13 protein-coding genes and 3 pseudogenes are annotated in these 21,209 nt (G+C 65.9%); 4 read left to right on the plus strand and 12 right to left on the minus strand.

Annotation, left to right across the window (positions count from 1 at the left end; genetic code table 11):
• Positions 1–131: 131 nt before the first annotated feature.
• The 9 genes and pseudogenes from SALPAC4_RS0119600 to SALPAC4_RS0119640 form a co-directional block, all read right to left on the minus strand.
• A complete protein-coding gene (locus SALPAC4_RS0119600) occupies positions 132–2,270 on the minus strand; it encodes an ATP-binding protein (RefSeq protein ID WP_018826008.1) in 2,139 nt (712 codons plus the stop codon).
• A 28-nt stretch (positions 2,271–2,298) separates the two neighbouring features.
• Entirely contained in the window at positions 2,299–2,856 is a 558-nt protein-coding gene (locus SALPAC4_RS0119605) for a DUF6879 family protein (protein ID WP_019871772.1), read from the minus strand.
• A 6-nt stretch (positions 2,857–2,862) separates the two neighbouring features.
• Positions 2,863–3,084, minus strand: a complete 222-nt coding sequence (locus tag SALPAC4_RS0119610; RefSeq protein WP_018788547.1) for a hypothetical protein — start codon at positions 3,082–3,084, stop codon at positions 2,863–2,865.
• A gap of 735 nt (positions 3,085–3,819) precedes the next feature.
• A complete protein-coding gene (locus tag SALPAC4_RS0119615; RefSeq protein WP_223874796.1) occupies positions 3,820–5,289 on the minus strand; it encodes a hypothetical protein in 1,470 nt (489 codons plus the stop codon).
• 188 nt (positions 5,290–5,477) lie between these two features.
• Positions 5,478–8,276, minus strand: coding sequence for an RNaseH domain-containing protein (locus SALPAC4_RS0119620; protein WP_019871775.1), 2,799 nt, complete (start codon positions 8,274–8,276; stop codon positions 5,478–5,480).
• Positions 8,277–11,627 carry an ATP-dependent DNA helicase gene (locus SALPAC4_RS0119625; protein ID WP_223874797.1) on the minus strand — a complete coding sequence of 1,117 codons (3,351 nt, stop codon included), beginning with the start codon at positions 11,625–11,627 and terminating at the stop codon, positions 8,277–8,279.
• Complete coding sequence (locus SALPAC4_RS0119630; protein ID WP_223874798.1) at positions 11,624–12,766, minus strand: restriction endonuclease-related protein; 1,143 nt, start codon at positions 12,764–12,766, stop codon at positions 11,624–11,626. Before SALPAC4_RS0119630 ends, SALPAC4_RS0119625 begins: the two co-directional genes overlap by 4 nt.
• 611 nt (positions 12,767–13,377) lie before the next feature.
• Positions 13,378–13,707: pseudogene (locus SALPAC4_RS0119635) on the minus strand (tyrosine-type recombinase/integrase); the annotation flags it as partial.
• 488 nt (positions 13,708–14,195) lie between these two features.
• The gene (locus SALPAC4_RS0119640; protein WP_019871780.1) at positions 14,196–14,375 is read right to left on the minus strand and encodes a hypothetical protein; all 180 of its coding nucleotides are present in this window, start codon (positions 14,373–14,375) and stop codon (positions 14,196–14,198) included.
• A gap of 629 nt (positions 14,376–15,004) precedes the next feature.
• Here SALPAC4_RS0119640 and SALPAC4_RS0119650 point away from each other — a divergent pair.
• Positions 15,005–15,349, plus strand: coding sequence for a hypothetical protein (locus SALPAC4_RS0119650; protein ID WP_019871781.1), 345 nt, complete (start codon positions 15,005–15,007; stop codon positions 15,347–15,349).
• Between the two features lie 347 nt (positions 15,350–15,696).
• On the opposite strand, the gene SALPAC4_RS0119655 is transcribed toward SALPAC4_RS0119650, so the two are convergent.
• Positions 15,697–16,194 carry a hypothetical protein gene (locus SALPAC4_RS0119655; RefSeq protein WP_019871782.1) on the minus strand — a complete coding sequence of 166 codons (498 nt, stop codon included), beginning with the start codon at positions 16,192–16,194 and terminating at the stop codon, positions 15,697–15,699.
• A gap of 521 nt (positions 16,195–16,715) precedes the next feature.
• On the opposite strand from SALPAC4_RS0119655, the gene SALPAC4_RS0119660 reads away from it, so the two are divergent.
• Positions 16,716–17,198 (plus strand): YxiG-like protein, encoded by a 483-nt coding sequence (locus SALPAC4_RS0119660; RefSeq protein WP_019871783.1) that lies wholly within the window; start codon positions 16,716–16,718, stop codon positions 17,196–17,198.
• 256 nt (positions 17,199–17,454) lie between these two features.
• Here SALPAC4_RS0119660 and SALPAC4_RS25495 read toward each other — a convergent pair.
• Positions 17,455–18,111 (minus strand): annotated as a pseudogene (locus SALPAC4_RS25495) (tyrosine-type recombinase/integrase); the annotation flags it as partial.
• On the opposite strand from SALPAC4_RS25495, the pseudogene SALPAC4_RS29225 reads away from it, so the two are divergent.
• Both SALPAC4_RS29225 and SALPAC4_RS0119680 read left to right on the plus strand, forming a co-directional pair.
• A pseudogene (locus SALPAC4_RS29225) lies at positions 18,111–18,577 on the plus strand (IS701 family transposase); the annotation flags it as partial. The pseudogenes SALPAC4_RS25495 and SALPAC4_RS29225 overlap by 1 nt on opposite strands.
• An 84-nt stretch (positions 18,578–18,661) precedes the next feature.
• Positions 18,662–19,168 (plus strand): STM3941 family protein, encoded by a 507-nt coding sequence (locus tag SALPAC4_RS0119680; RefSeq protein WP_027644889.1) that lies wholly within the window; start codon positions 18,662–18,664, stop codon positions 19,166–19,168.
• Between the two features lie 748 nt (positions 19,169–19,916).
• Here the strand turns inward: SALPAC4_RS0119680 and SALPAC4_RS0119685 are convergent.
• Positions 19,917–21,209, minus strand: a complete 1,293-nt coding sequence (locus SALPAC4_RS0119685; protein WP_019871788.1) for an MFS transporter — start codon at positions 21,207–21,209, stop codon at positions 19,917–19,919.

Consider the following 21,209-nt stretch of genomic DNA (forward strand, 5'->3'; position numbering starts at 1 on the left):
CGATGTCGCCTTCGCTATCCACTCGCAGTTGGCCGACGACATGATCATCGCGGCCGTAGACGCGCAGGCGCCCGTCCTTCACGCACGCCGCGCAGCGTTTCTACCTGTCCGCGACCCTGGTCAGCGGACGTCTACTTGGCCCTTTCGGCTTGTGCGATGAGGCTGCGGACGGCGCCTGCATGGGGATCTCCGAGTGGATCGAGGATCTGAAGCGCTTGCTGCCAGCTTCGCTGAGCGTCGTCGTGTTGGCCGGTGGCGTGGTAGGTGTCGCCGAGAGCAGCGAGGGTCAGTCCTTCGGAGCGTCGGTCGTCGAATCTGCGGAAGAGTTTTAGGGCCAGCTGGTGCTGTTTGAGGGCCTCGTCGTGTTGGTCGGCCTGTTGGTAGGCCAGGCCGAGGGGGTAGGAGGCCCAGGCGACGCTCCATTGGTCGTTGATGCCGTCGAGGATGGCGACTGCTTGCTGGTAGTGGGCGATGGCAGTGTCGAGTTGTCCGCGGGCGCGGTGGCAGTTGCCTAGGCTGAGCAGGGACATGCCTTCGCCTCGGGTGATGCCGTGGTGACGGAAGACCTCCCGGGCCTGGCCGTACAGGTTGAGGGCTTTTTCTATTTGTCCGAGTTCCTCGTGGATGAGGCCCTGGCCTCGGAGGCTGAATCCTTCAACCCAGTGGTCGTTGACGTCGCGGCTGGCGCTGACTCCTTGGCGGTAGTAGTCGAGGGCGGTTTCGCGTTGTCCCGTTCGCCAGTAGGCGTCGCCGAGGCAGCGGAGGTTGGCGGCTTCGCCGAGGCGTGATGCGGCGGTCCGTGCGGCGCGTAGGCCGGTGAGGTGGATGTCGCGCCAGTCGGCCCAGTACGACTTGAGTTCGAAGAAGCCGTCGCTGACGACGGGTAGTTGCCATGCGATGTCGTAATCGCCCAACTCGTCTGCTAGCCGAATGGTGTCGAGGAGATTGAGCCGTTCCCGCTCGAACCATGCCATTGCCTCGGCCACAGTGCTAGGTGGGGTGAGTGGTACGTCGGGTCCGGCTGGGGGAAGGGCGATGGCGTGGGAGTAGGGCAAAATGATCTTGCGGCCTTCCTCTGCCATCCACAGGTACCAGGTGGAGACGCGGCGTCGTGATTGGTGTTGTTGTTCGGGTGTCTCTTCGGCTTGTGCGCGTTCGAGGGCGTAGGCGCGCAGGAGGTCGTGGAGCAGATAGCGGTCGCGGGCGGGGTTCTGCACCAGGTGCGCCGCGGTGAGCTGGTCGAGGAGGTTGCGGGCGCGGGGGAGGCTCACGCCGGCGATGGCTGCCGCTGCGGCGACGGAGATGTCGGAGCCGGCGTGCAGCCCGAGGTGGCGGAAGAACCGCGCCGTGCCTCCGGGTAGCGCCTGGTAGGACCAGGAGAACACTGCTCGGACGTCGGAAAGCTCGTCCTCATCGACGGTGAGGGCGTCAAGCTGATGGTCGACGAGGGCGAGGTCGGCCACGAAGTCGGCGAGGGTGGCGTAGGGGGTGTTGGCGATGCGTTCCCCGATTATCCGCAGGGCGAGCGGGAGGTAGGCGCAGCGGCGGGCGAGGTCGGCGGCGGCCTGGGGTTCGGCGTTGACGCGGTCGCCGCCGATGCTGCCGCGCAGCAGCGTGATCGCTTCGTCGGGGGACAGTACGTCCAGGGTCATGCGTGACGCTCCTTCCCGCGCGACGAGGCCGGAGAGCCGGCTGCGGCTAGTGATAATCGCCATGCACGTCGGCGTGGCGGGCAGCAGCGGCCGGACCTGGCTGACCGTGGACACATTGTCCACCACAACCAGGACACGCTTGCCGGTCAGGACGGACCGGTAGAGGGCGGCGCGTCCCTCGGTGTCGGTCGGAATCTGCTCGGCCGGCACGTGCAGGGCGCGTAGGAAAGTGTCCAGTGCCTGTCCGACGTCCAAGGCCGGTCCCGGCCCGTAGCCGCGCATGTCGACGTAGAGATCGCCGTCGGCGAACCACCGCCGAACCCGGTGGGCCCAGTGCACGGCCAACGCTGTCTTGCCCACGCCGGGAGCACCCGCGATGGCTGCGACGGCCGTTGGCGGGCCGCCCGCAGCCGTCGTGGCATCGTCGGCGGGCAGCGCCGCGTCCAGTCGGGTGAGGGTCTGCTCACGGTTGACGAAGCGGGTCGCGTCGAGGGGCAGTTGGCGAGGCGGAGGGGAAGGCGGTGCCGCGCGCCCGAACAGGTTGATGCCACCGTGCACCGTTCCGGCTTGAACGACAGCTTCGGCATCGCCGGACGACTCGTTGTGCGCGGTGGGCACGCTGCCTCCTCCCCGACGAGCGGCGGATCTATGGAGAGCTGAGTTGGAGCTGGGCTGCGTAAGTCCGGTAGGGGGTCGACGCCGAGACTGCGGCGTCACGCCAGAGATTGGCCTGCACGATCTTTTCCGGCTCACTGATCAACTCGCCGGAGACGAAGCGTCCCTCCTCGTCGTAGTACATCGCCACGAGCTGCGAGGAGTCGAACAGCCAGTAGTCGTAGTGCGGCAACATAGCCGGCCAATCATCACCGGAGACCACGATGAGGCGAACGTCCTCACCCGCCTCGACCGTGTGCTCGTAGGCCCAGCCGCATTCGAACCGGACGTAGTCCGACAGCGGTTCGGCGACGACGTGGACCCGGTGCATGCGTTTACCAGCCGACACCGCTGCCCGCACGGTGTCACACCAGGCCGCGATCCCAGGAAACTCCCCACGAGACTCGCCTGCCAGGAAGCGGGAGAACTCGTCTTGCTCGTACAACACGTCATACCGCTGAAGCGTCTCCAACCGGTAGGCCGTGTACCGGAAGTCGCGGAACAGCTGGTTGAACTCGGCGTCATCCAGCGACGTGAACGATCGGGTCAACCTCGATCACCGTTGCCCGGACTCGCGGTAGCGCTCGATCGCCCCGAGCACCACCTCGGCAGAGATCCGAACCGCGCCCTCCCCAGGAAGCACGTTCTCCAACTCGCCGAAGGTGTCACCATCGACCAGATGCCCCTGGACGACCAGCTCTCCACTGTCGGCGAGGTAGACCGTTGGACAGCCGTTGCCCCCCGACACGACGTCCTTGTAGAGCTTGGTCAACTTCACTGCGACCTCCTTCAAATCAGATGGCCAGCAAGTGCCATCGGTGAGGACCGTAGTGCGTAGCGTAGCGGCAAAACAAGTCAGTATCGTCTAGTCGATCTTGGTGTGTTCACGCGTATCGCCGTTCACGACCTCCGTCTGAAGGTCGGCCGAGTGCGGCCGTAGCGGCTGGCTGGGGGCAGGCCTCGACGCATCGGGTGGAATCCGGACAAGAACTCGCTCCGCTTTGCGACCTTTAGCGGCGCCTTGGCGGCCCGGCAGTAGCATCGAAAGAACTGGATGGTCTTGCCATCTCTGGTTGGTTTTCGTGCCGGCTGGAGCCGGATGCTTGGAGGACTGACGGTGGACCCACTCATGGTTACCGCAGCGACAACACTCGTCGCCTGGACGACCACCGAGCTCGCCCAAGGCGGCAGGCAGGCGGTGTCTGCGCTGGTTCATTTCCTGCGAGACCGATTTCGACGCGAGCCCGAGGCGCGCGAGGCCATCGAGGTCCTGCTCCACCAGCCATCACAGGACGCCGCTCATCCCCTGGCGGTATTACTGGACCGCGAGGCACGACGTGACCCTGCGTTCGGCGCAGAGTTCCAAGCCCGATGGGAGCGGACCAATGCAGCCGTCGCAGCCGGCCAAGACGGCGTAGCAAACTCCATCTCGGGCGACGTCAGGGGACCAGTAGTGCAAGCCCGCGACATCCACGGAGGTGTCTCATTCGGCGGCGACAGCGTACGCGGCTGACTACGGTTTTGGGGGTCGAGGTCGACGGCTCCTGGCTATTCGTGGTGTGCGGTCGATTCCCGCAACCACCGCGCGTCCGGCTTCGAGACTCGCGGCAATCTGTCGCCCGACGAAGTCGCTGCCCCGCCCCCGACTGCCGATCCAGCCAGCGCCGAGAAGTTCGGCGAACGTGGTGTTGTTCAGGTAGCGGGGCACGTTTCCGAAGGTCATGCCCACTCCGCCGCGCGGCCCCTGGCAAAGTGGTGAGGATAGCAGTGTCTCGAAGTGCTCCCGGCCGAGGTACATGCCAGTGATCAGTTCGATCGAGTCTTGAACCACGGCTTGGGGCGCGCAAAGCTTAACCATGCATGGCGTGGGCAGTAGCCGCACGTCGTCGCTGGGATCAGTGTCGTGCTCACGGCATTCCTCATCGACCTGCGCCATGCGCTTGAGCTCGCCGGACAGGTTGCGGTCTGGTCGGTACACCAGGTTGGTCTCTGGCCGCATTCGCTTGTATTGAATCATGACAAAGCTGTCGTGGGCGACGTTGTGATAGATGAGGTCAACGCCCATTTCGTGTTCGGCGTCGGTGCGGTTGGCGTTAAAGATCTCCATCCGCTTAAAGCCGTCGGTGAAAGTGCGCCATCCAACTCGCTGGTCATGAAGCCCGAACCAGTCCTGAAACGGCACGCGGTCAGCGTCGTGGTTGATCAGCTGGTCCTCGGTGACCTTTCCGAGCTGGAGCGGGGATTCTTCCCTAGGATCTTCCGGTTCCGGCTCCGGATCAGTTCGGAGCTTCTGATATCTCGACGTCTCGATCGCCGGAAGCACCGCTTCATGAAGCGGTGCTTCATGAAACACCAGTTCATCGGGACCTGGTTCGATCACCGAAGCACCAGAGACACCTGCGATGAACGGGTTGCCGGCCGGCTGAGGTACGTACTGGCGCAACTCGCTGCGGTCCATACCACGCGCCATAAGCAATACGCCGGTGCCGTCCTTCTGGAGACCCTGCAGCTCCCCGGCCGTGCCTGCGGTGACACTGTCAGAAATGCGACGTACGAGCCGAGCGATGACCGGCTCCAAGTCCGGTGACTCAGCGACAAGCGCGTCAAGCAGCCGCCGTCCCCGGGCTTCCGTGATCGGGCCGTCTCGCGAGACCGCATCGGCGAACCCGCCGAGCCTGTCTTTGATTCGGGCTACGTGGATCTGTGCGCTGGTCGCGGTGACGTCCTCGACATCGACATTCCGTTCGTAGGTCGCGGTCTGACGACCCCGATGCACCAAGCCGATGCCTACCACGGTCAGCTCATTCCCGCTCTCGGCCAAGAAAACGCCGACGTGCCAGCGATTCGACTCCCAGGGAACGATCCTGTACGCGAACGAGCGCATCGCCGCGCCAGGCGAAGAGCGTTCCCGGAACAGGCGGTCGTACATCATCTGGCTACAGCGAAGCACCGCAACTCTCAGCACTCCGGCAATCTGCCACATCGCTGCGACTCTCCGCAGCCCCGGGGGAACGGCCCCCGTCTACCCCCCCCCCCCCGAGAACCACGGCCAGACGACGACGAACAGTGACAAGCAGCGACCATCGTCTGGCCGTGTCTGAGCAGCTCAGCGCCCATTTTCGACAACTAGCGACAAGGCCGAGGCGGCTGGGTTTTGTAACCCCGATTGTTTCAACTCTTCGGTATACCGGCATTGGGGCCGTCATCCTCGTCGGGGTCGATCTCCTCGCTGGCGTCGATGGTGCGGCGATACTCGGGGTGGTCCTTGTCCATTTGGATCGCGAGATGGACCGGAGCGGGGTAGCTGGTACGTCCTTCCCAGGACAATGCGTGATGGCAGAGCCGTGCGGCGAGAACGGCATAGCGCAAGGGGTCCGCGTCGTAGTGTGCGACGAGGATCTCGGTCGGCGTGTGGGCGTACCAGGTTTTGCGTTGCTCCGCCCCGGTTGCGCTCCACCGGGTGTACTTGCTGCCAGCCCGGCTGTGGGTCGTTTTGCCATCGAACTGCCGTGGAACATTCGACAAGATCCAGGTGTCCTTGGCCCGATCGAGCTGGTAGAGCGCCCGGGTGGTCTTGCCGACCTTCACTGTCTCTTTGCCGTCGCAGATCTTCGGTCGGCTCACCTGTACAGGGCGCGGGACCTCGGTGGATCCAGAGGTGACGCGGACGATGGCGCGGGGACGGTGGAGCCGTTGGAGTCGAAGGCCGGGCAGCAGCGGGCGGCCATCGACTTTGCCGGTGTCGTCAGGATCGCGTTCGAGGTTCTTGTTCGCCAGCCTGGCCCACAGGCTTCGGGCATTCTCACCCGACACGAACAGTACGTAGCCAGCGGTGCCGGTGAGTTCGTCGGCGAGCTGGGTGAGAGCAACGTCGACGGCGTCGACGAAGTCCGCGTCCTTCCGTCGTCCTTCCGGGAGTTGGTTGGCGCGGAACGCGACGTTGGCGTCGGTGTAGTCCAGCCATCCTGTCCGGCCACCGCGTGGGTGGGCTTTCGGTACGTACGCCTTGGCCCGCCAGTGCACTCCGTTGGGGATCAGCGCGACCAGCGACCAGCTGAGCCGCGGTTTGCCGTTTCTGCGCAGCTCTCCGCGCTGCTCGCGGACCTGGAGTCCCACGTACGTCATGGGTTCCGTGGTGCCCAGTTTGCCGTGCGAGAGTGCTCGGCCGAGACGTGGGTGTACCAGTCCTGCGGCGCGCAGCATGTCGGCGACGGCGTTGTGGCCCGCGTGGTCACTCTGGAGCGTTCTTCCAAGGGCCGTGAGAGGGTCCGCCGCCGCCTCCGCGCTGAGGAGGTCCGGGTTCAGAGGATCGGTGATGCTTTCGTCATCATCCGTGGTCAGTGCCTCAGGATCGCTGCTGTCAGCGACGTCCCCAGCGTCCGCCTCCACTTGGTCGGGTCCGGTGGCGAGAAACTGCGCGGCGACCCTTCGACCGGCCAAGAGACCTCTGACCTTCGGCTTCGCATCCGTGACGTCCGGACTGACAACATCACTGTTCCGGCGGCGGGCGAGCTTACGCAGTCTTGCCCATTCTGCTTCGTCGTACTCGGTCTCGCACAGCGCCACCATCCGGGTACCTTCTGGTGCGTCGACCCCGGCCAGGGCGTCCACGAGCGCTGGGCGCTTGTCGTGATCACCATGATCGAGTAATTCGCCGGCGGGCTGCACGATGACTTCGACACGCTCGGCGAGCGGTACCGTCGCGCCGATCTCGACGCCGTGTTCGGCGAGGTCGGGCCTGGCGAAGTGGTAGGCGAGCAGCCGCTGGATCCGACCCCGGGTGTGGTCATTGCGGTACAGCACCAGGATCCGCAGGACTTGGCAGCCGGACGCGGCGACGATGGCGGGCAGCTCGTTCGGGTGAAGGAGTTCGGTGTCGCGACCGTGGTTGAGGTGCCGACGGTCGGCGTTGGAGAACTGGTGACCGGCCACGTTGTGAGCGGTCACCGGCTCGGTATGCAATACCCCCGTCATGTGGGCACTCAGTTCCCGAACAAGGTGCATTCCGACACCTCGTCCGACAGGGAATCGCACCGACTTGGGTACCAGGGCTCGCACCGGGCTGGTCTTACTCGCCAGGTCGAAGTCAGTGGCGACGATCGGCGTGGATTGCAGACGAAGCTGGGCGAAGACCTTCAATGCGACTCGTGAGGAGTATTCGATGGTGCGGTTCTCCAAGCCGATGACCAGGAGCGGAGCTTTCGGGTCGCGTTGTTCGAGCCAGGCATTGCCAGCGGCGTTGGCCCAGCGGGTCAGGCGGGAGACCTGTGGCTGGACAACCACGACGGGCGAAGTGATCCAGGGCAGAGTCTTCATGTTCAGCTCGACCCGAAGCGTGGCGTAGGAGGGCGGGCCGCTGGGCTTCCATCTGCCTTCCCACAGCAGATCCGGATCCCAGACGATCAGGTTGCCGTCGGTGTCGGCACGCAGCTGAACCGTCTTGCCATCGATGGTCCACGGTTGCTTCGCGTGCGCGATTCTCTGCGCGATTTCCCAGGTCGCTGCGGCATATACCCAGCTCGGCGCGTCGGGCTGACCGCCGCAGTTGGTCACGTGGTCTGCGAGCTGGACGGCTCTTGGCTTGACAGCACTGATGAGATCGGCGAGCTTGCTGGTGAAGGAGAACCGGATGTCGGCGTCAGGTGCCTTCAGCACGGCCTGGTGCCATACCGTGATCGCGTCGTGTAGGTCCTCGCGCTTGAGCCGCTCTCGCGTGATCATCCGTAGAGGTGGGGCCGTCTTCGAGGTGGGATCGAAGTTGACGCTGGTGCACCCGACTGCACGTAGTGCGGTGGCCAGGCCGGCGTACGGCAGGTTGCCCTCAGAGCCGGTGGCGGCGTAGAAGTCTTCGCGGACCTCATCCCACGCCTGCCGGATGCGGTCGGAGAAGTCGTAGATGTGGACCTTGCCGAGCAGGTCGGCGGTCAGCGGATACGCGAGCAGAGTCAGCTTTTCTGGTCCGGTTGTCACCTACGCTCCAGATGCGGTGTAGTCGATGCCGGCGAACTCTAGCCATGACCCCAGAGTGGAACCGTAGATGCGGTCGAGGCCCGTCTGGTCGTGCGGGGGCAGGCTACTGTAGTAGTAGCGAAGCAGGCTGGGTAGGTCGCTGCCAAGGGTGGCGTCGTGGAAGGCGTTGTCCACCAGGTACAGCCGTACTGGTGTGCCGCCTCGGCGTGCGCGGCCGGCGAGCTGGATGAGGTCGACGAGCATGCCGGCGATCGCTTCGGCCTTGAGGTAGCGGGGCAGTCGGCTGAAGCGTGGATCGCTGGACAGGAGGGTGAACAGCCGGCGGAAGGCAGCGCGGCGTTGCGCGGCGAGCACAAGCGCCGAATCTTGACCGGGCTCACCAACGGCCAACGCGGTCGCGTTCACGCTAGCCAAGATCTCTGCGGGTGCGTTGAGCTGTAGGACCGGGCGTACGCAGACCCAGATCGATGCGAGCGCCGAGCGCTGGGTGCCGGGCACCAGGATGTTCAGGCCCCGTGCGACCAGGCTCAGCGGAGCGGTGCACACCTTCACGGCGGGGTACTTGCGGGGCAGGTCCTCAAGGTCGTCAACGGTGATTTGCACGACGCCGCTGGGGATCACGGAGTTGGTCAGCCGGGGTTCCTTGGGCACGACCACGGCAACCCAGCCAGGCTCGGCCACCAACCGTGCGATGCTCGCGCCGAGCAAGGCGGCTTGCGGATAGGAGTTGCTGACGAGCAGGCATCGCTCGCGTTTGGGTTCGGTCTCTGCCAAGGTGCGGAGATGCTGGTCGAGGCGCTGTTCCCACAGCATTCTGCCGAGATCCTGGATGAGGTCGGCTTTCCGGTGCTCCAGTTGTCCGCCCACCGACAGCGCTCGATCACCGTCGAGAGCCTGGCCGGGAAGGGTGGTGAAGGCGCCGGGGGCAGCATCCGTCATCGCGTAGGCGACCCCTGCATGAATGTGTTCGCGCGCCGCCCCAGGGAAGAATGCGGTCGCCGAGAGCCCGACCACGATGCGGCGTGTACCTGCTGCGGACAGCGCTACAGCGTCGCCCAGTTGCGTCACGGTGGTGTGCGGGTCACCGGCGATTGCCTGCACGGACAGTTGACCGCGCGGTAGACCGTCGCCGGCTCTATCGATGCGGAATCCGAACAGCAGGTATCCCAGCGGCCCATACGGGATGGTGGCATGCTGAACGAACGTGCCGAGCTGCTCGATCAGCGCGCGGGCAGCTGGTAGGTCGGTGTCGGGCGCACCGACCGCGTAGGTTAGGGCGGTCAGCGACTGGTGTAGGGCGCCCAGCCAGGTACGGACCAGAAGGGCGTTGACGACCTCCCGGCGGATCTCGTCGTGGGTGGGTTCCTTCGTCGGCTTTCGGCGGTCTGACTTGGGCGATGGTCGAACTGAGGCATCCTCGGGCGTCTGCTCTTCGCCTCCGTCGGGGACGGTCGTCTGCATTTTCCGGGCGGTGGCGCGAAGGACCTTTCCGACGATCGGGTGCAGGTCGTCCTTGACTTCGCGGATGCGGTCGATGCCGTCGTCGTTGCTGATCACCGTGCGCAGCCGTGCGGCGATTGCGGCCATGTCTCTGGGGAAGGAGACCTCGTCGTCCGTGTTGTTGTCGGGGAACAGGGCGTTGAATTGGCCGTAGACCTCGCGCGGCACCTCATCAGTCGCTTGGTCGATGCCGAACAGGTGCATGAGCAGGAGTCGGTCGTTGGACCCGGGAATGTGCCAGCCGGAGCCGTTGCGGTATTCGTCGTTGTCGAGCCAGCGGGCAGCCTCCAGCCACAGGTCGCCTTCGAGCACGTAGTTCAGAAACTGATCGGCCAGGAACGTGGTGCGCGACAGCGGTGGGAGCACGTTGCGGTCCTGCCCTGGCAGCAGCATCACCCGTTGGGCGTTGAGCTGGGTGAGGGGAAGGTCTGCCAGGCCGGTGTTCGCCGCCACGATCAGCTGCCGTGCGCCGGAGTCGAACATGCTGCTCTGGAATCGGTCGATCTCGTCGATGACGAGAACGGGGCAGCGGCGCATGACCAGCTCCAGCACGCTGATCCGCGCGTACGTCTCACCGTCGATGCTGACCGGCAAGCGCACGGTGCCGTGAATGAGGTTGTGGTGGTTGGTCACGATGATGTCCGCGCTGACCGCGTCCCGGGTGACTCGGTGTCGATCGCACGCGCTCAGCCGAGGGCACACGTGCCGCTTCGGCTTGCCGCTCTTCGCCGCCGGGTCGTCAGATCCTGGCTGGGGCAGCAGCGACGTGCAGGGTTCGTTGCCATTCTCAGGCGGTGGGCCGTCGACTAGCCACGCGGGCAGCGCGCACCCGTAGGCCAGCCGGTCAAACCGGTCCCACTCGTCGCGTGACGCGGCGTGCACCGCCTTCTCGTGCACCCGAGAGGCAGCGATCAGCGTCGCGCACCGCAGCGGGCTACCCAAGGCGTGAAGATCGTCGCTGAGTTTAGCGCAGGCACCTCGAGCGAGGGCGTCCTGCTCGGCGATGCTGTCGGCCGTGTTCTGGGCCTCGTTGATCGTGCCGACCACGACGGCCACCTGGATGCCGCGCCGGGCCAGCAGGATCGCGAGCAGTCGGGTCAACACGCTCTTGCCCACACCGGTCGGCGCGTTGAACAGCCGGATCTTCCCGCTGCGCAGCAACAAGTCGCTGGCGGTCGCGTCGTCGGCGTCTCTGACCCCGTCGAACAGGGTCTCCAGCACGTTTCGCTGCCATGGGTCACCGCGGCCGGCACCGTCAAGCTCGTCGGCCAAGGCAAACAGCTCCTCCTTGCCGGCCTTCACCTCGTCCACCGTAGGAGCGGTCGCGACCACGAGCGGGATGACCTCGGTGGTGGCAACGTCTGAGGGCAGTTCCACCACGGACTCGCCGCGGAGGCCGAACGTCCATCGCCCGGCGGATGCCACCGGGTGCGGACGTCTCGATTGCAGGTACTTCACCTCGGCCTCGCCAATCAACTGCTCGGCAAGATCCAAAGGTTGCTGGCCATGCCGAGGCAGGAGATGGCCCACCTGCGACCGTGGAATGTCGGCGGGTAATCCGTATGGGCTGTCCGGCCGGTACACCAGATCGCGCGCCGTTTTGATGAACCGGGCGTACGAGCCCAACTCGTTGTTGCGAATCCGCAGGAACCGCCCGACGAGTCGCCGGACCCGATCAGGCTGATGCTCCCAGCCGTCCCAGAGGTCAACTCTGCCCGAGGCGAACATATGCGCATGATCGAGCGACGCCAGGTGGCGTCCCGCCGTGTCCGTCGCCGGGCAGAGTGCCTCCGCCAGCGCGCACGCAACCTGAGCCGCAAGCTCCTGCAACCCAGGGCCGGTCCCGCTCATGTTCGCTCCGCCTTCCCGTCGGCCAACTCGGCGATCAGGCCGGCAGCGGTCAACACTCGGTAACCGCGTCGGCCAATCATCCTTTGGAGAAGCTCGCGGCTGTTCCGTTGATGATCGGGAATCACGATGATCAGGCCGGGTTCGGCTGGATCGATGTCTTTGAGCGCATCACCCAGCTTGGTCACCGATGCCCACGCCTTGGCGTCTACCTTCCACATGCGGCGACCGAGAGTGATCTTCAGGTCGTATCGGTCCTTGTGGGGCCACATCGATACCCGCGCTCCGAGCGACCGCGCGTGATCTTGTAGCCCGCACTCCAGCAGCCCTGGGAGTGTCATGTAACGCCAAGTCGTGCGGGTGAGCGCCAGGTGCTCGGCCGTGGCTGGCTTCGCTCGCACCGCAGTTGCCGCGGCTCCTGCCGGCTGCAACTGCGGTGCCCGGTTCGTCATCCGATCCGGGTTGCACGTATAGATCACGCCGTCCCGGGCATGGGCTTCGCAACGCACCTCTCGTACCGCGCCAGACTGACTGACCCGCATGGGCCAGCGGCAGAGCGGGCACGCGAACCAGTACCCTCGAACCTGGCACCACTGCCATGTACTGATCGGCTCGTATAGGTCCAACTGGCCTAGCATCCCGTCCCAGACCCGGCGAAGCCGGGTCAACTCCCCAGACGCGTGCCGAACCAGCCGCCCGCGGACCCGGGTGTACTCCTTCGGAGGCAGCCGCCGGAGCACCTCGTACACCCGACGCTCCTCCTGCTCGGCATTCACCCGCGCCCAGGACCAGTGCTCATCCCACGCCGCACGAGGCACAAGGTGCTCCAAACCCAGGTCAAGCGCCTCGTCGTGCAACTGGCCAGCCTCGTCGAGCAGAACCAGGTCCCCCACCTCGTCAGCCGGAATGTCGCCGGGCAGCAGTAGCCGTAGGGGGCCAGCCAGGCCCCGCCGGAACTCGGCCATCGACGGCGGGGCCGTCATCCGATGCGCCGAAGCCAACACCCCCAGGCAATCCGTCAGTAGCTTCCCCTGCCTGCCGGGAGGCAGGGCCTCATCGCTCACCGCCGCAGCGGCCAGGCAGCACGCTGTCACTGCCTGATCCCGCCGTACACGATCGATGTCCGAGAGTGCGGTCTTCACGACGCGTGAGGGTACTGGACCTGACCGACATTCTTCCGAATGGTCCGCTGCGGTGGCCTGATACCGACATATTGCCCTCGATGTCGAAGGGTGCGGGTAGCGGAGCGGTGTGGCTTTCGCCGGGCGAAGCGTCGGTCACGGACGATTTAGGACGATCTTCGTGGGCGTCTCGGGCACGGTTCGCTTTCCCTTGCTGAGAACGGCGATCTTCTGGGCGAGCGCGTGTCGTCCTTCGGGGGCTGCACAGGAGTTGTTCGATGGCGAAGTGAACCTGCGCGAAGAGTTGGCTGGCATCGTCAGAGCTGCGCAGCCGCTTGACGTGAATGAACTCGTCGCCATTCCTACCCGCCCCACCAGGGATCGGGACAGTGCCCCCGTTTACCCCCCGAAAACCCCCGCTAAGTGTTGACTACCAGCGACGATTGATGATGGGCGGCTGGTTGCATTCAGGCAGGTCAACCCTGGTTCTTGACGATCAACGACAAGTTCGAGAGGGCGTCGGTCGACAACAAGGGGTCGTCGGTTCGAATCCGGCCGTCCCGACGCAGTTCAAAGGGCACATCCGATTGATGGATGTGCCCTTTGCTTTGGCTGGGTGACTAGCTGAGTGACTATGCCTCAGCGCCGAAGAGCCGGTCCATGGTGATCGCGCTGCTTAGGAGCACCGGTCGGAGCTGGTGTTGGTAGACGCCCTCGGTGACGGTCGTGCCAGAGTGCCCACAGAGGTCGGCGATCTGTTCGATGCTCATGCCGCTGTCGGACAGCAGGGACACGAAGCTGTGTCGTAGCTCGCGTGGGGTCCAGTCGCGCGGATCAAGGCGGCCCTTGACGGGCCGCACGCGCCGCCGCCTGGGCGCGTGCCAACCGCTGCCGCTGTCGCTCTGCGGCCGTCCCGCCTGATGCCCGGCGGCTGGCGCGGAGAGCGGGAAGCCCGGGGCCGCCGTAGACGGGAGGACTGCGGAAGTGGTGGGGTTCGTCGCCGGCAGCCGGCCGCGCCGCGCCGGAGCGACGCGGCGTAGGGCACACGCCGGGTCCGTGCGGCGGGTCACGGTGGCGACCTGGTGGCGGCTACCGCGCCTCCGGCGGGGGCGCTTCGGCTCCGGGATGTCCGGGGCTTCGTGGGCGGGTTGCGGGTTCGTGGGTGGTTGCGCAGGGCCATCCCGCCAGCCGACGACCCGGGCGAGCCGAGCAGACCACCACCCGACCCGCCAGCGTCCGACCGTGCGTCAAGGCCGTCCTGACGTGGCGGGACGGGCGGAGGCCCGCTCCCCAGGAGGGCGGGTCAACGGCAGACGGGAAGGCAGAAGGTCGCAGGCTTGTGGTGGTCGAAAGCCGGACGCTGTAAAGTCGCCAAGTAACCCTTGATGCTTTCTAAAGGGTTTGGTTTGAGAACGGGGGCGCCGTTTGCAACGACGCCCCCAAGTTGAGGTTACTGCTTGTTTGAGCTGCAACTCACAACAAGCAACAAGGTCAGCGCGAGGAGCCCAGCCGTAAGGGTGGGCTCCTCGCGGCTGGTCAGTGCTTCCAGAGCAGAGACCACCTCAAAGATCACGCCCAGCTCTACAACTGCACCGATCTTCCGCTGTTCCTCTTCCTCGGGTGACTCCATCGAGTCTCCTTCCGTTGGCTGACCTCCACACGGGTTCCCGTATGGGACTCGCTCCATACGGGAGTCCATATGGAGCGAGCCACCGTGCGGGCCGCTAAGATTTACCGAGCTCAACGGAGTTGCCCGCCACAGTACCGGATGCGGGGCCTGTATCCGATGTCGACCGTATGGGTCGCCCTCGACAGCAACGATGACAGCAGCCGCCGGAGATGAGGGCAGTCCACGACAGCCCGATCCGGATAGCTGTCCGAGGTCACGAACGCGGATAGACCCCGCCGGCTTCCTTACACAGAGCTTGTAAGCGAGGGCTCGCGCGACTGGTTGATGAGGACCAGGACCCGGCCGGGGTGTACTACGCGGTCGTCAGCGATCAGACGCTCGGGCGGAGAATCGCACGCAGTGCTCCGACGTCGGTCAGTACGAACGCTGACTCCGGCGGCTCGGCTACCGACATAGGCACTCCAAGAGTCCGGGGCTTGGTGACTAGCCGAGTGACGACCGGCAAGCACACCGTCGGACAACTACGGGCGCCAGCGAACCAAATCCGCAGCTCATGGCCCCTGCTGACGCTGGTCTAGCCGATCCGGGAGTTCCTTCACACCGAAGCGGTCGTCAGGGAGAATCTCGGAGTGAGCTGGGAAGAGTTCTTGTGGCACATGGATCACCGGCTGGGCATGTACGTCGGGAAGCCAAGGTACGACCGTGCGTGGTCCGCGCTGACGGGATTCGCCCTAGCGCGCGGGCAGGGCGAGCTGGCGGCGTTCCAAGAGTGGATGTCCGCCCGCCATCGCGGCAGCAGCAGCCTTGCCTTCTCATCTCTTGTGCTTGCGGAGACCTTCGGCGATGGTGCTACCGAGGCACGCCTGGCAAGCGATGCCGACCACGTGCTGGCCGTCTCGAAGCTCTGCCAGCTCTTCGGGGAGTTCCTCAAACAGCACGCTCGAACGCCCTTGTCGGCTCCGCCTGAAAACTGACCCTGTGGTTCCGGGCGGGTTCCCGCCCGGAACAGGGGGGTCAAATTTCAGCCGGCGTTGACACGCCGTTGGGCGAGTCACCGCCGGCCGTGGTGGGGATGCGGCGCGGCGGATGCGGGGCCGCCCCTCCGGCCGCAAGGGTGCTCCGCATCGCTGCGCGACGGCCCTGCGGGCCACCCTTGACCCCGGAGCCTCTGCGACCCCTCGGGCCGGCGTTGCCGGCAGGCGGGGGCCTGCCCGTGATGCGCGCGCCGCATCCCCACCACGGCCTCGTCGCGCGACGAGGCGTTCCGGCGCTCGAACGAGTCGTCAAGGTGAGCTTGACGCGGTAAAGCCTGGCGGTTCGCTCAACGGGGCGGATCGACGTTAGTGAGCTCGACGTCTAGCAGATCGGCTGCCGCCTCGACGGTGGCCACGAACTCTTCCGGTGGGATCCTGGCGACGAAGACCTTGCCCAGGTCCTCTGGAAAGGGATGGTCTGCCCGCCAGAACGCGAAGACGATCACCAGGTCCTCTTCGAGGTAGGCGTACTTGAAGACGTTGTCGACGGTCTCGCCCCACTGCATGAACCAGAACTGCTCCCGAAACTGCGTCTCGTCTGCGTGGAGCAGCCGGAAGATCTCCTCCGGTGCGCGGCCCGGGAAGGGACAGGGCTTGACGTCGCGTCGGCGCACCTGCGCCGCGCTCGACTGCACAGCGCGGATGAAGAACGGGAGGAAGGCCCAGTTGTCCTCGGTGGTCAGCCTTTTGCCACCCGCCCACAAGTCGACGACGCGGAGTTGGTCCGGCTCGACCTCGCCGATCTCCACCGCGAACGTGGCCCGGTCTCCGAAGCGTCGTGCCATCAGTCCACGGGCGCAGTCATATGGAATGCCGTGCCTGGCTTTTTGGGTTGCCATCCCTCGGCCAATGCCTTCCGGACAATCGCAGCGACCGCCGACGGGAGAACGGGCGGTGCCGACCCGCCAATCCAGTTGCTTGGATGGTCCTGAGGCATGCCGACCAGCAACACCCTGCCCTTGTAGTCGACCTGTTCTACAGCGACAGTGAGCGGTCGCTCACATAGCCCTTGGGCATAGGTTGGTCTGCCGCGCACTCGCCACCTGTAGGTGACCCCGTCAATCGTGATGAGCCGAGAGCCCTTCTTGACCAACGCCATGACGACCCTTCTCAACGTCAGATGACCGTGCCCGAAGCAGCGATCAGTATGGGGCAGCGAGGAACGCCCGACTGGCAAGGCAGACACGCTGCGTGCCACCTGACCTCAGATTGTCGCTACTCCGAGTGTAAATCAACGCGATTCCCAAGCTGAGAGTGCGCGACCGCCCCGCCAGGGTCAGGGCTCCGGCGGGTGGTAGAACGAGACGTGGAGATCGCGCGGCTCAGCCAGGCGTTGGATGACATCTTCGACGGCGCGATCGTGCACCACGGGTACACCGACTACATCCGCGACTACGAAGTCATCGTCTATGTCACCGCAGACCCGCGTACCGGCATCCCACCGATCCACCTCCGCTACCTCTTCAAGTACTGCGTCTCCGCCGAGGTGCAGACGGCGGTGAGTCCCGATACCTGGCGTTGCTCGCTCGACGAGCGACTGACCGACCGGGAGATCGATCCGGACCTGGATGGCTTCGTGTGGGCAGTGCGCTGGCAGCCGCTCTACCCAGGTGCGGAGGTGGTGGCGGACTCCGAGCGCGCGCGGTCGTGGGCTGACAAGATCGGCATTCCCTTTCACGAGGTCCGCTTCGAGATGAACGCTCACGCCATCACCCTCGTCTTCAGCGACCTTGACGTGACGGAGGTGGGGGAGGGCTATGCGCCCTTCACAGTCATCGAGGACGACTGACGCGAGGAATCTGCCACTCGCGTGGGTGACTAACTGGGTGACGATCGGGTCGAACGCCAGCGGACGAGCAGGGATACTGATGGACGGTTCCAGCAGTTCAACGTCCACGAAACGGCATGGCCAGAGCCCCGTGTTGGTTGCCTGGGGGCATGGGGTCGTCGGTTCGAATCCGGCCGCCCCGACGCAGGTCAGAGGCCATCCGGGATCTTCCGGATGGCCTCTTTCGATTTTGTACAGCAGCGAAGTACAGCAACGGTCATTGGTCGAGTCTCTGACCGAGCTTTCGCAGGGCTTCCCGGGTGGCCTTGGATGAGACCTGGCTGTAGATCTCCATCGTGATGGAGAAGTCGGTGTGCCTGAGGATCGCCATCGCGACCCGGGGGTGCACGTCCAGGTCGACCAGGAGCGAGTCGCATGTACGCCGTGCGTCGTGGACGGTGATCTTCGGGACGTCGGGGCGAGCGATGCGGCTGTCGTAGGAGCGGTTGAAGTTTCGTGGCTCGACGGGCAGTCCGAAGCGGGTCGTGAAGATCATGCCCGTGTCATGCCATGCCTCGCCGGCTTTCTCCTGGGCGGCCTCCTGTTGCTGGTCGCGGTGTCGTAGCGCGGTAACGCAGATCGCCGGTAACGGTAGGGGAGCGTCGGACTCCTCAGTCTTGGTAGCGCGGTGCAGCAATTTCCCGCGTACCCGCTGGAGTTGCTTGTCGACGGTGAGGCCGATGTCTTCGTTGTCGCGGCAGTGCTCGCAGTGCGCCTCGCCCTGTGGAGGGCAAGGCTTGTTCCAGCCGTCCCACTCGATGTGCTCCCAGGCGAGGCCCAGGACTTCGCCCTGGCGGAGTCCGAGCACGAGGACCAGGACGTAGGCGGCGTAGAGGTAGTCGTTCCCGTCGCGGGACGATTCGAGGAACGCCCGACGGCGGCGGCCGGCACAGCCTCCTGATCCGCCGCAACACCAGCACCGGTGAGCTGGCCTTCTATCGCTGCTGGACCCGCAACCGGCCACCCTCGCCCAGCTTGTGCGGGTCGCGGGCATCCGCTGGAGCATCGAGGAGAGCTTCCAGGCCGCCAAGGGCCAGATCGGCCTGGACCAGCACTAGGTTCGCCGCTGGGACTCCTGGCACCGGTTCACCACCCTCGCCCTGGCCGCCCTCGCCGTCCTGGCCATCTGCGCCGCCGACGCGACCGACGACGACCCGACCGACATCGGACTGATCAAGCTGACCGCCAACGAGATCCGCCGCCTGATCAACGCCTGCATCATCCGCCCGATCAATGACCTCGCCCACCGTTTGCACTGGTCAGGCTGGCGACGACGACATCAAGCCCGAGCCCGACGAGCCCACTACACACGCCACCTCAACCTCGAACTTCAGCCATGATCTCGAACAGCGGCTGCCGTTTTAGCTGGTCGTCGGTCAGGTGACGGTGTTGGGTTGAGCGGCAGTTGCCGCTACGCTCCCTCCGTGGAAACGGTCCGCGTCTACGCCCCTCGATCGAGGCTGCTGCTTCTGTTGCTCGTCTCCGCCGGCTTCGTGTCAGGGAGTCTGTGGATGGCTTCGTTCGGTGGGGTCATCGGCATTGTCATCGCCATGGCCGGCGTTGGGTTCTTCGGCCTGGCCGGTGTCTACTTCTTGCTCGAACTGATCTATCGGCGGCCGTCCCTGCAGGTTGACCCGGAGGGCATCACCGACCGGGCGTCACTGGCCTCGGCTGGCCGGCTCGGTTGGCGTGAGATCGGCGCTGTGAGGATCCACTCCGTCGCGGGGCAACGGATGCTGGCGATCCTGCCGCTTGACCCCGATGCTGTAGTTGCCCGATCCGGGTTCGTGCGCCGCGCCTTCCTACGGATGAACCGCGCAGCCGGCTTCCCGCCGGTTAACTTGCCAGAGTCCGCCCTGCCGTACTCCTTGGAGGCGCTCGTCAACGAGATGCGCCGGCATAACCCCGATCTTCAGGCGTCCGCCGATTAAGCACGCCACAACGACACCGCCGGCCGGGGTAGATCTCGTCAACAACGTCAAGGTGACCGGGTACGAGCAGGTCGACAGCACATCCGCTTCGGCAGGCTGCGATGGTCCGACATCGACATCGACATCGACATCCTGACCATCGCACACAACCGCACCACCGCCGGCTACCACGTCGCCGAAGGCCAACCGTAAACCCGGCCGGGCGGAACCCAGCGCTACCACGCCCGCGCCCCACGGACATAGCGGTATGTGCGTACCGCTGGTGTGGTGCGCAACAACGCTCTGGGCGGCGGCGGTACGGATCGCGGTGCGCCCCGGCTGGAGCCTCGGCTAAGCAGTCGATCAGCTCGGCGAGGAATCACGTCGGCTGGAGCGACTCGGCTGCGGTGACATGGGGCTGGGTGAGCGCCTGCGAGGGGTCTACGCCGCCCTGGACACCCTGCCCGCGGCCGCGCTGCGGGTGGTGTCGATGGCTCGGGGACGCGGTCCCGGCGCGACCCTGCTGGCCACCCGGATGCGCCTGCCCCTCCGCCGCGCCGAGGACGTACTCGAGGCGCTGGTAGATGCCGGCCTGCTCATCGGCAGCGCCACTCCCGGCAGCTACCGGATGCCCCTACTGCTCCGTTTGTCGCCACCGAGATGGCCGAGCAGCACGCCGTCCCGCTGCGTTTCCGCCACAACCCGATGGTCGTCACGGCCAACTGACGGCGGGAACGACGTGTGCCCGTCGAGAACGTGTCGCCGCCGCTCAGTCCACCTGGTTCGCGCTCGGCGAGCCCGCTCCGGTCGCCACCGGCGCGACCCGATCGGCCCCGGCCGCCGGTACGGATTCGCCCTGCGGAGCGCGGCCGAGCAGCTTCTTGTTGACCGCGACCACCAGCGGGCAGACCAGACCGGCGGCGGCCATGAAGATCAACGCGCTGCGGCTGTCGAACCGCTCCACCAGCCAGCCCGAGACGACCACCCCGGTGGAACTACCGACGGCGATCGACGACGCGATCCAGGCGAAGCCCTCGGTGGTCGCCGACCTGGGCACCACGTTGGACAGCACCGAGTAGATGCCGATCAGGGTAGGCGTGATCGCCAGACCCGCGATCACCGCGAACGGCACCATCCACCAGAACGACCCGGCGAAGACCAGCGGCACGGTACCGACGCCCAGCAGGGTCGCGGTGCCGGTCAGCCGCCGGACCAGCGGCGCCTTCCAGGTGATGCCGCCGTAGAGCAGACCGGCGACCATCCCACCGAGAATCGTCAGGCCGATCAGGATCCCGCCGAGGCTGCGGTTGCCCTGTTCGTCGGCGAAGGCGACCAGGGACACGTTGCTGGCGCCCAGCCAGCAGCCGAGCGTCAGACAGACCAGCAGCAGCGCCCGCAGGCCCGGCTCGGCGATCGCCCCCCTCTTCGGACCGTCGCTGGCCGCTGCCAGCGGCGGCTGCGTGGAGCGCTGAAATGCCAGTGCGACCCAGCCGACCAGCACCATGCCGAGAATGACCAACATACCGGCGCTCGGGGCGAGGTAGCCGGCGAGCAGCGTGACGATGACCGGCCCGGTCAGGTAGATGATGTCGTCGATCGACGCCTCGAGGGCGTACGCCGTCGCCTGCCGCGGGGTGCCACCGACCAGCGCCGCCCACCGGGCCCGCACCAGCGAGCCAATCGGCAGACCCGAGCCACCGAACACCGCGGCGGTCACGAACAGCGTCCACAACGGCGCACCGGACCGGGTCAGTACCACCAGGACGATGATGCTGCCGGCGTGGGCGACCAACGAGGTGAGGATCAACCACTGCTGGCCGCGCCGGTCCGCCAAGCGCCCTAGCGCCGGCACCGCCACCGCGTTGGACAGGGTCACCACCGAGCTGATGGCACCGGCGATGGCGTACGAGCCGGTGGTGGCCAGCACCATGAGCATGGCAGCCAGTGCGCGCATCGAGATGGGGAAGCGACCGATCATGGCGGCGACGACAAACCGGGGCGCCCCGCGGATCGCCAACAGCTCCCGGTACGCGTGCAGGGACTTACCGATGCCGCTCTTCAC

The sequence above is a fragment of the Salinispora oceanensis genome, assembly GCF_000383575.1.
GTDB classification, from domain to species: Bacteria; Actinomycetota; Actinomycetes; order Mycobacteriales; family Micromonosporaceae; genus Micromonospora; species Micromonospora oceanensis.

What these genes read in the sequence shown, in the direction of transcription:
- SALPAC4_RS0119615 (WP_223874796.1), bottom strand. Translation starts at nt 5,289, where the DNA reads ATGTGGCAGATTGCCGGAGTGCTGAGAGTTGCGGTGCTTCGCTGTAGC.
- SALPAC4_RS0119625 (WP_223874797.1), bottom strand. Translation starts at nt 11,627, where the DNA reads ATGAGCGGGACCGGCCCTGGGTTGCAGGAGCTTGCGGCTCAGGTTGCG.
- SALPAC4_RS0119640 (WP_019871780.1), bottom strand. Translation starts at nt 14,375, where the DNA reads ATGGAGTCACCCGAGGAAGAGGAACAGCGGAAGATCGGTGCAGTTGTA.
- SALPAC4_RS0119655 (WP_019871782.1), bottom strand. Translation starts at nt 16,194, where the DNA reads ATGGCACGACGCTTCGGAGACCGGGCCACGTTCGCGGTGGAGATCGGC.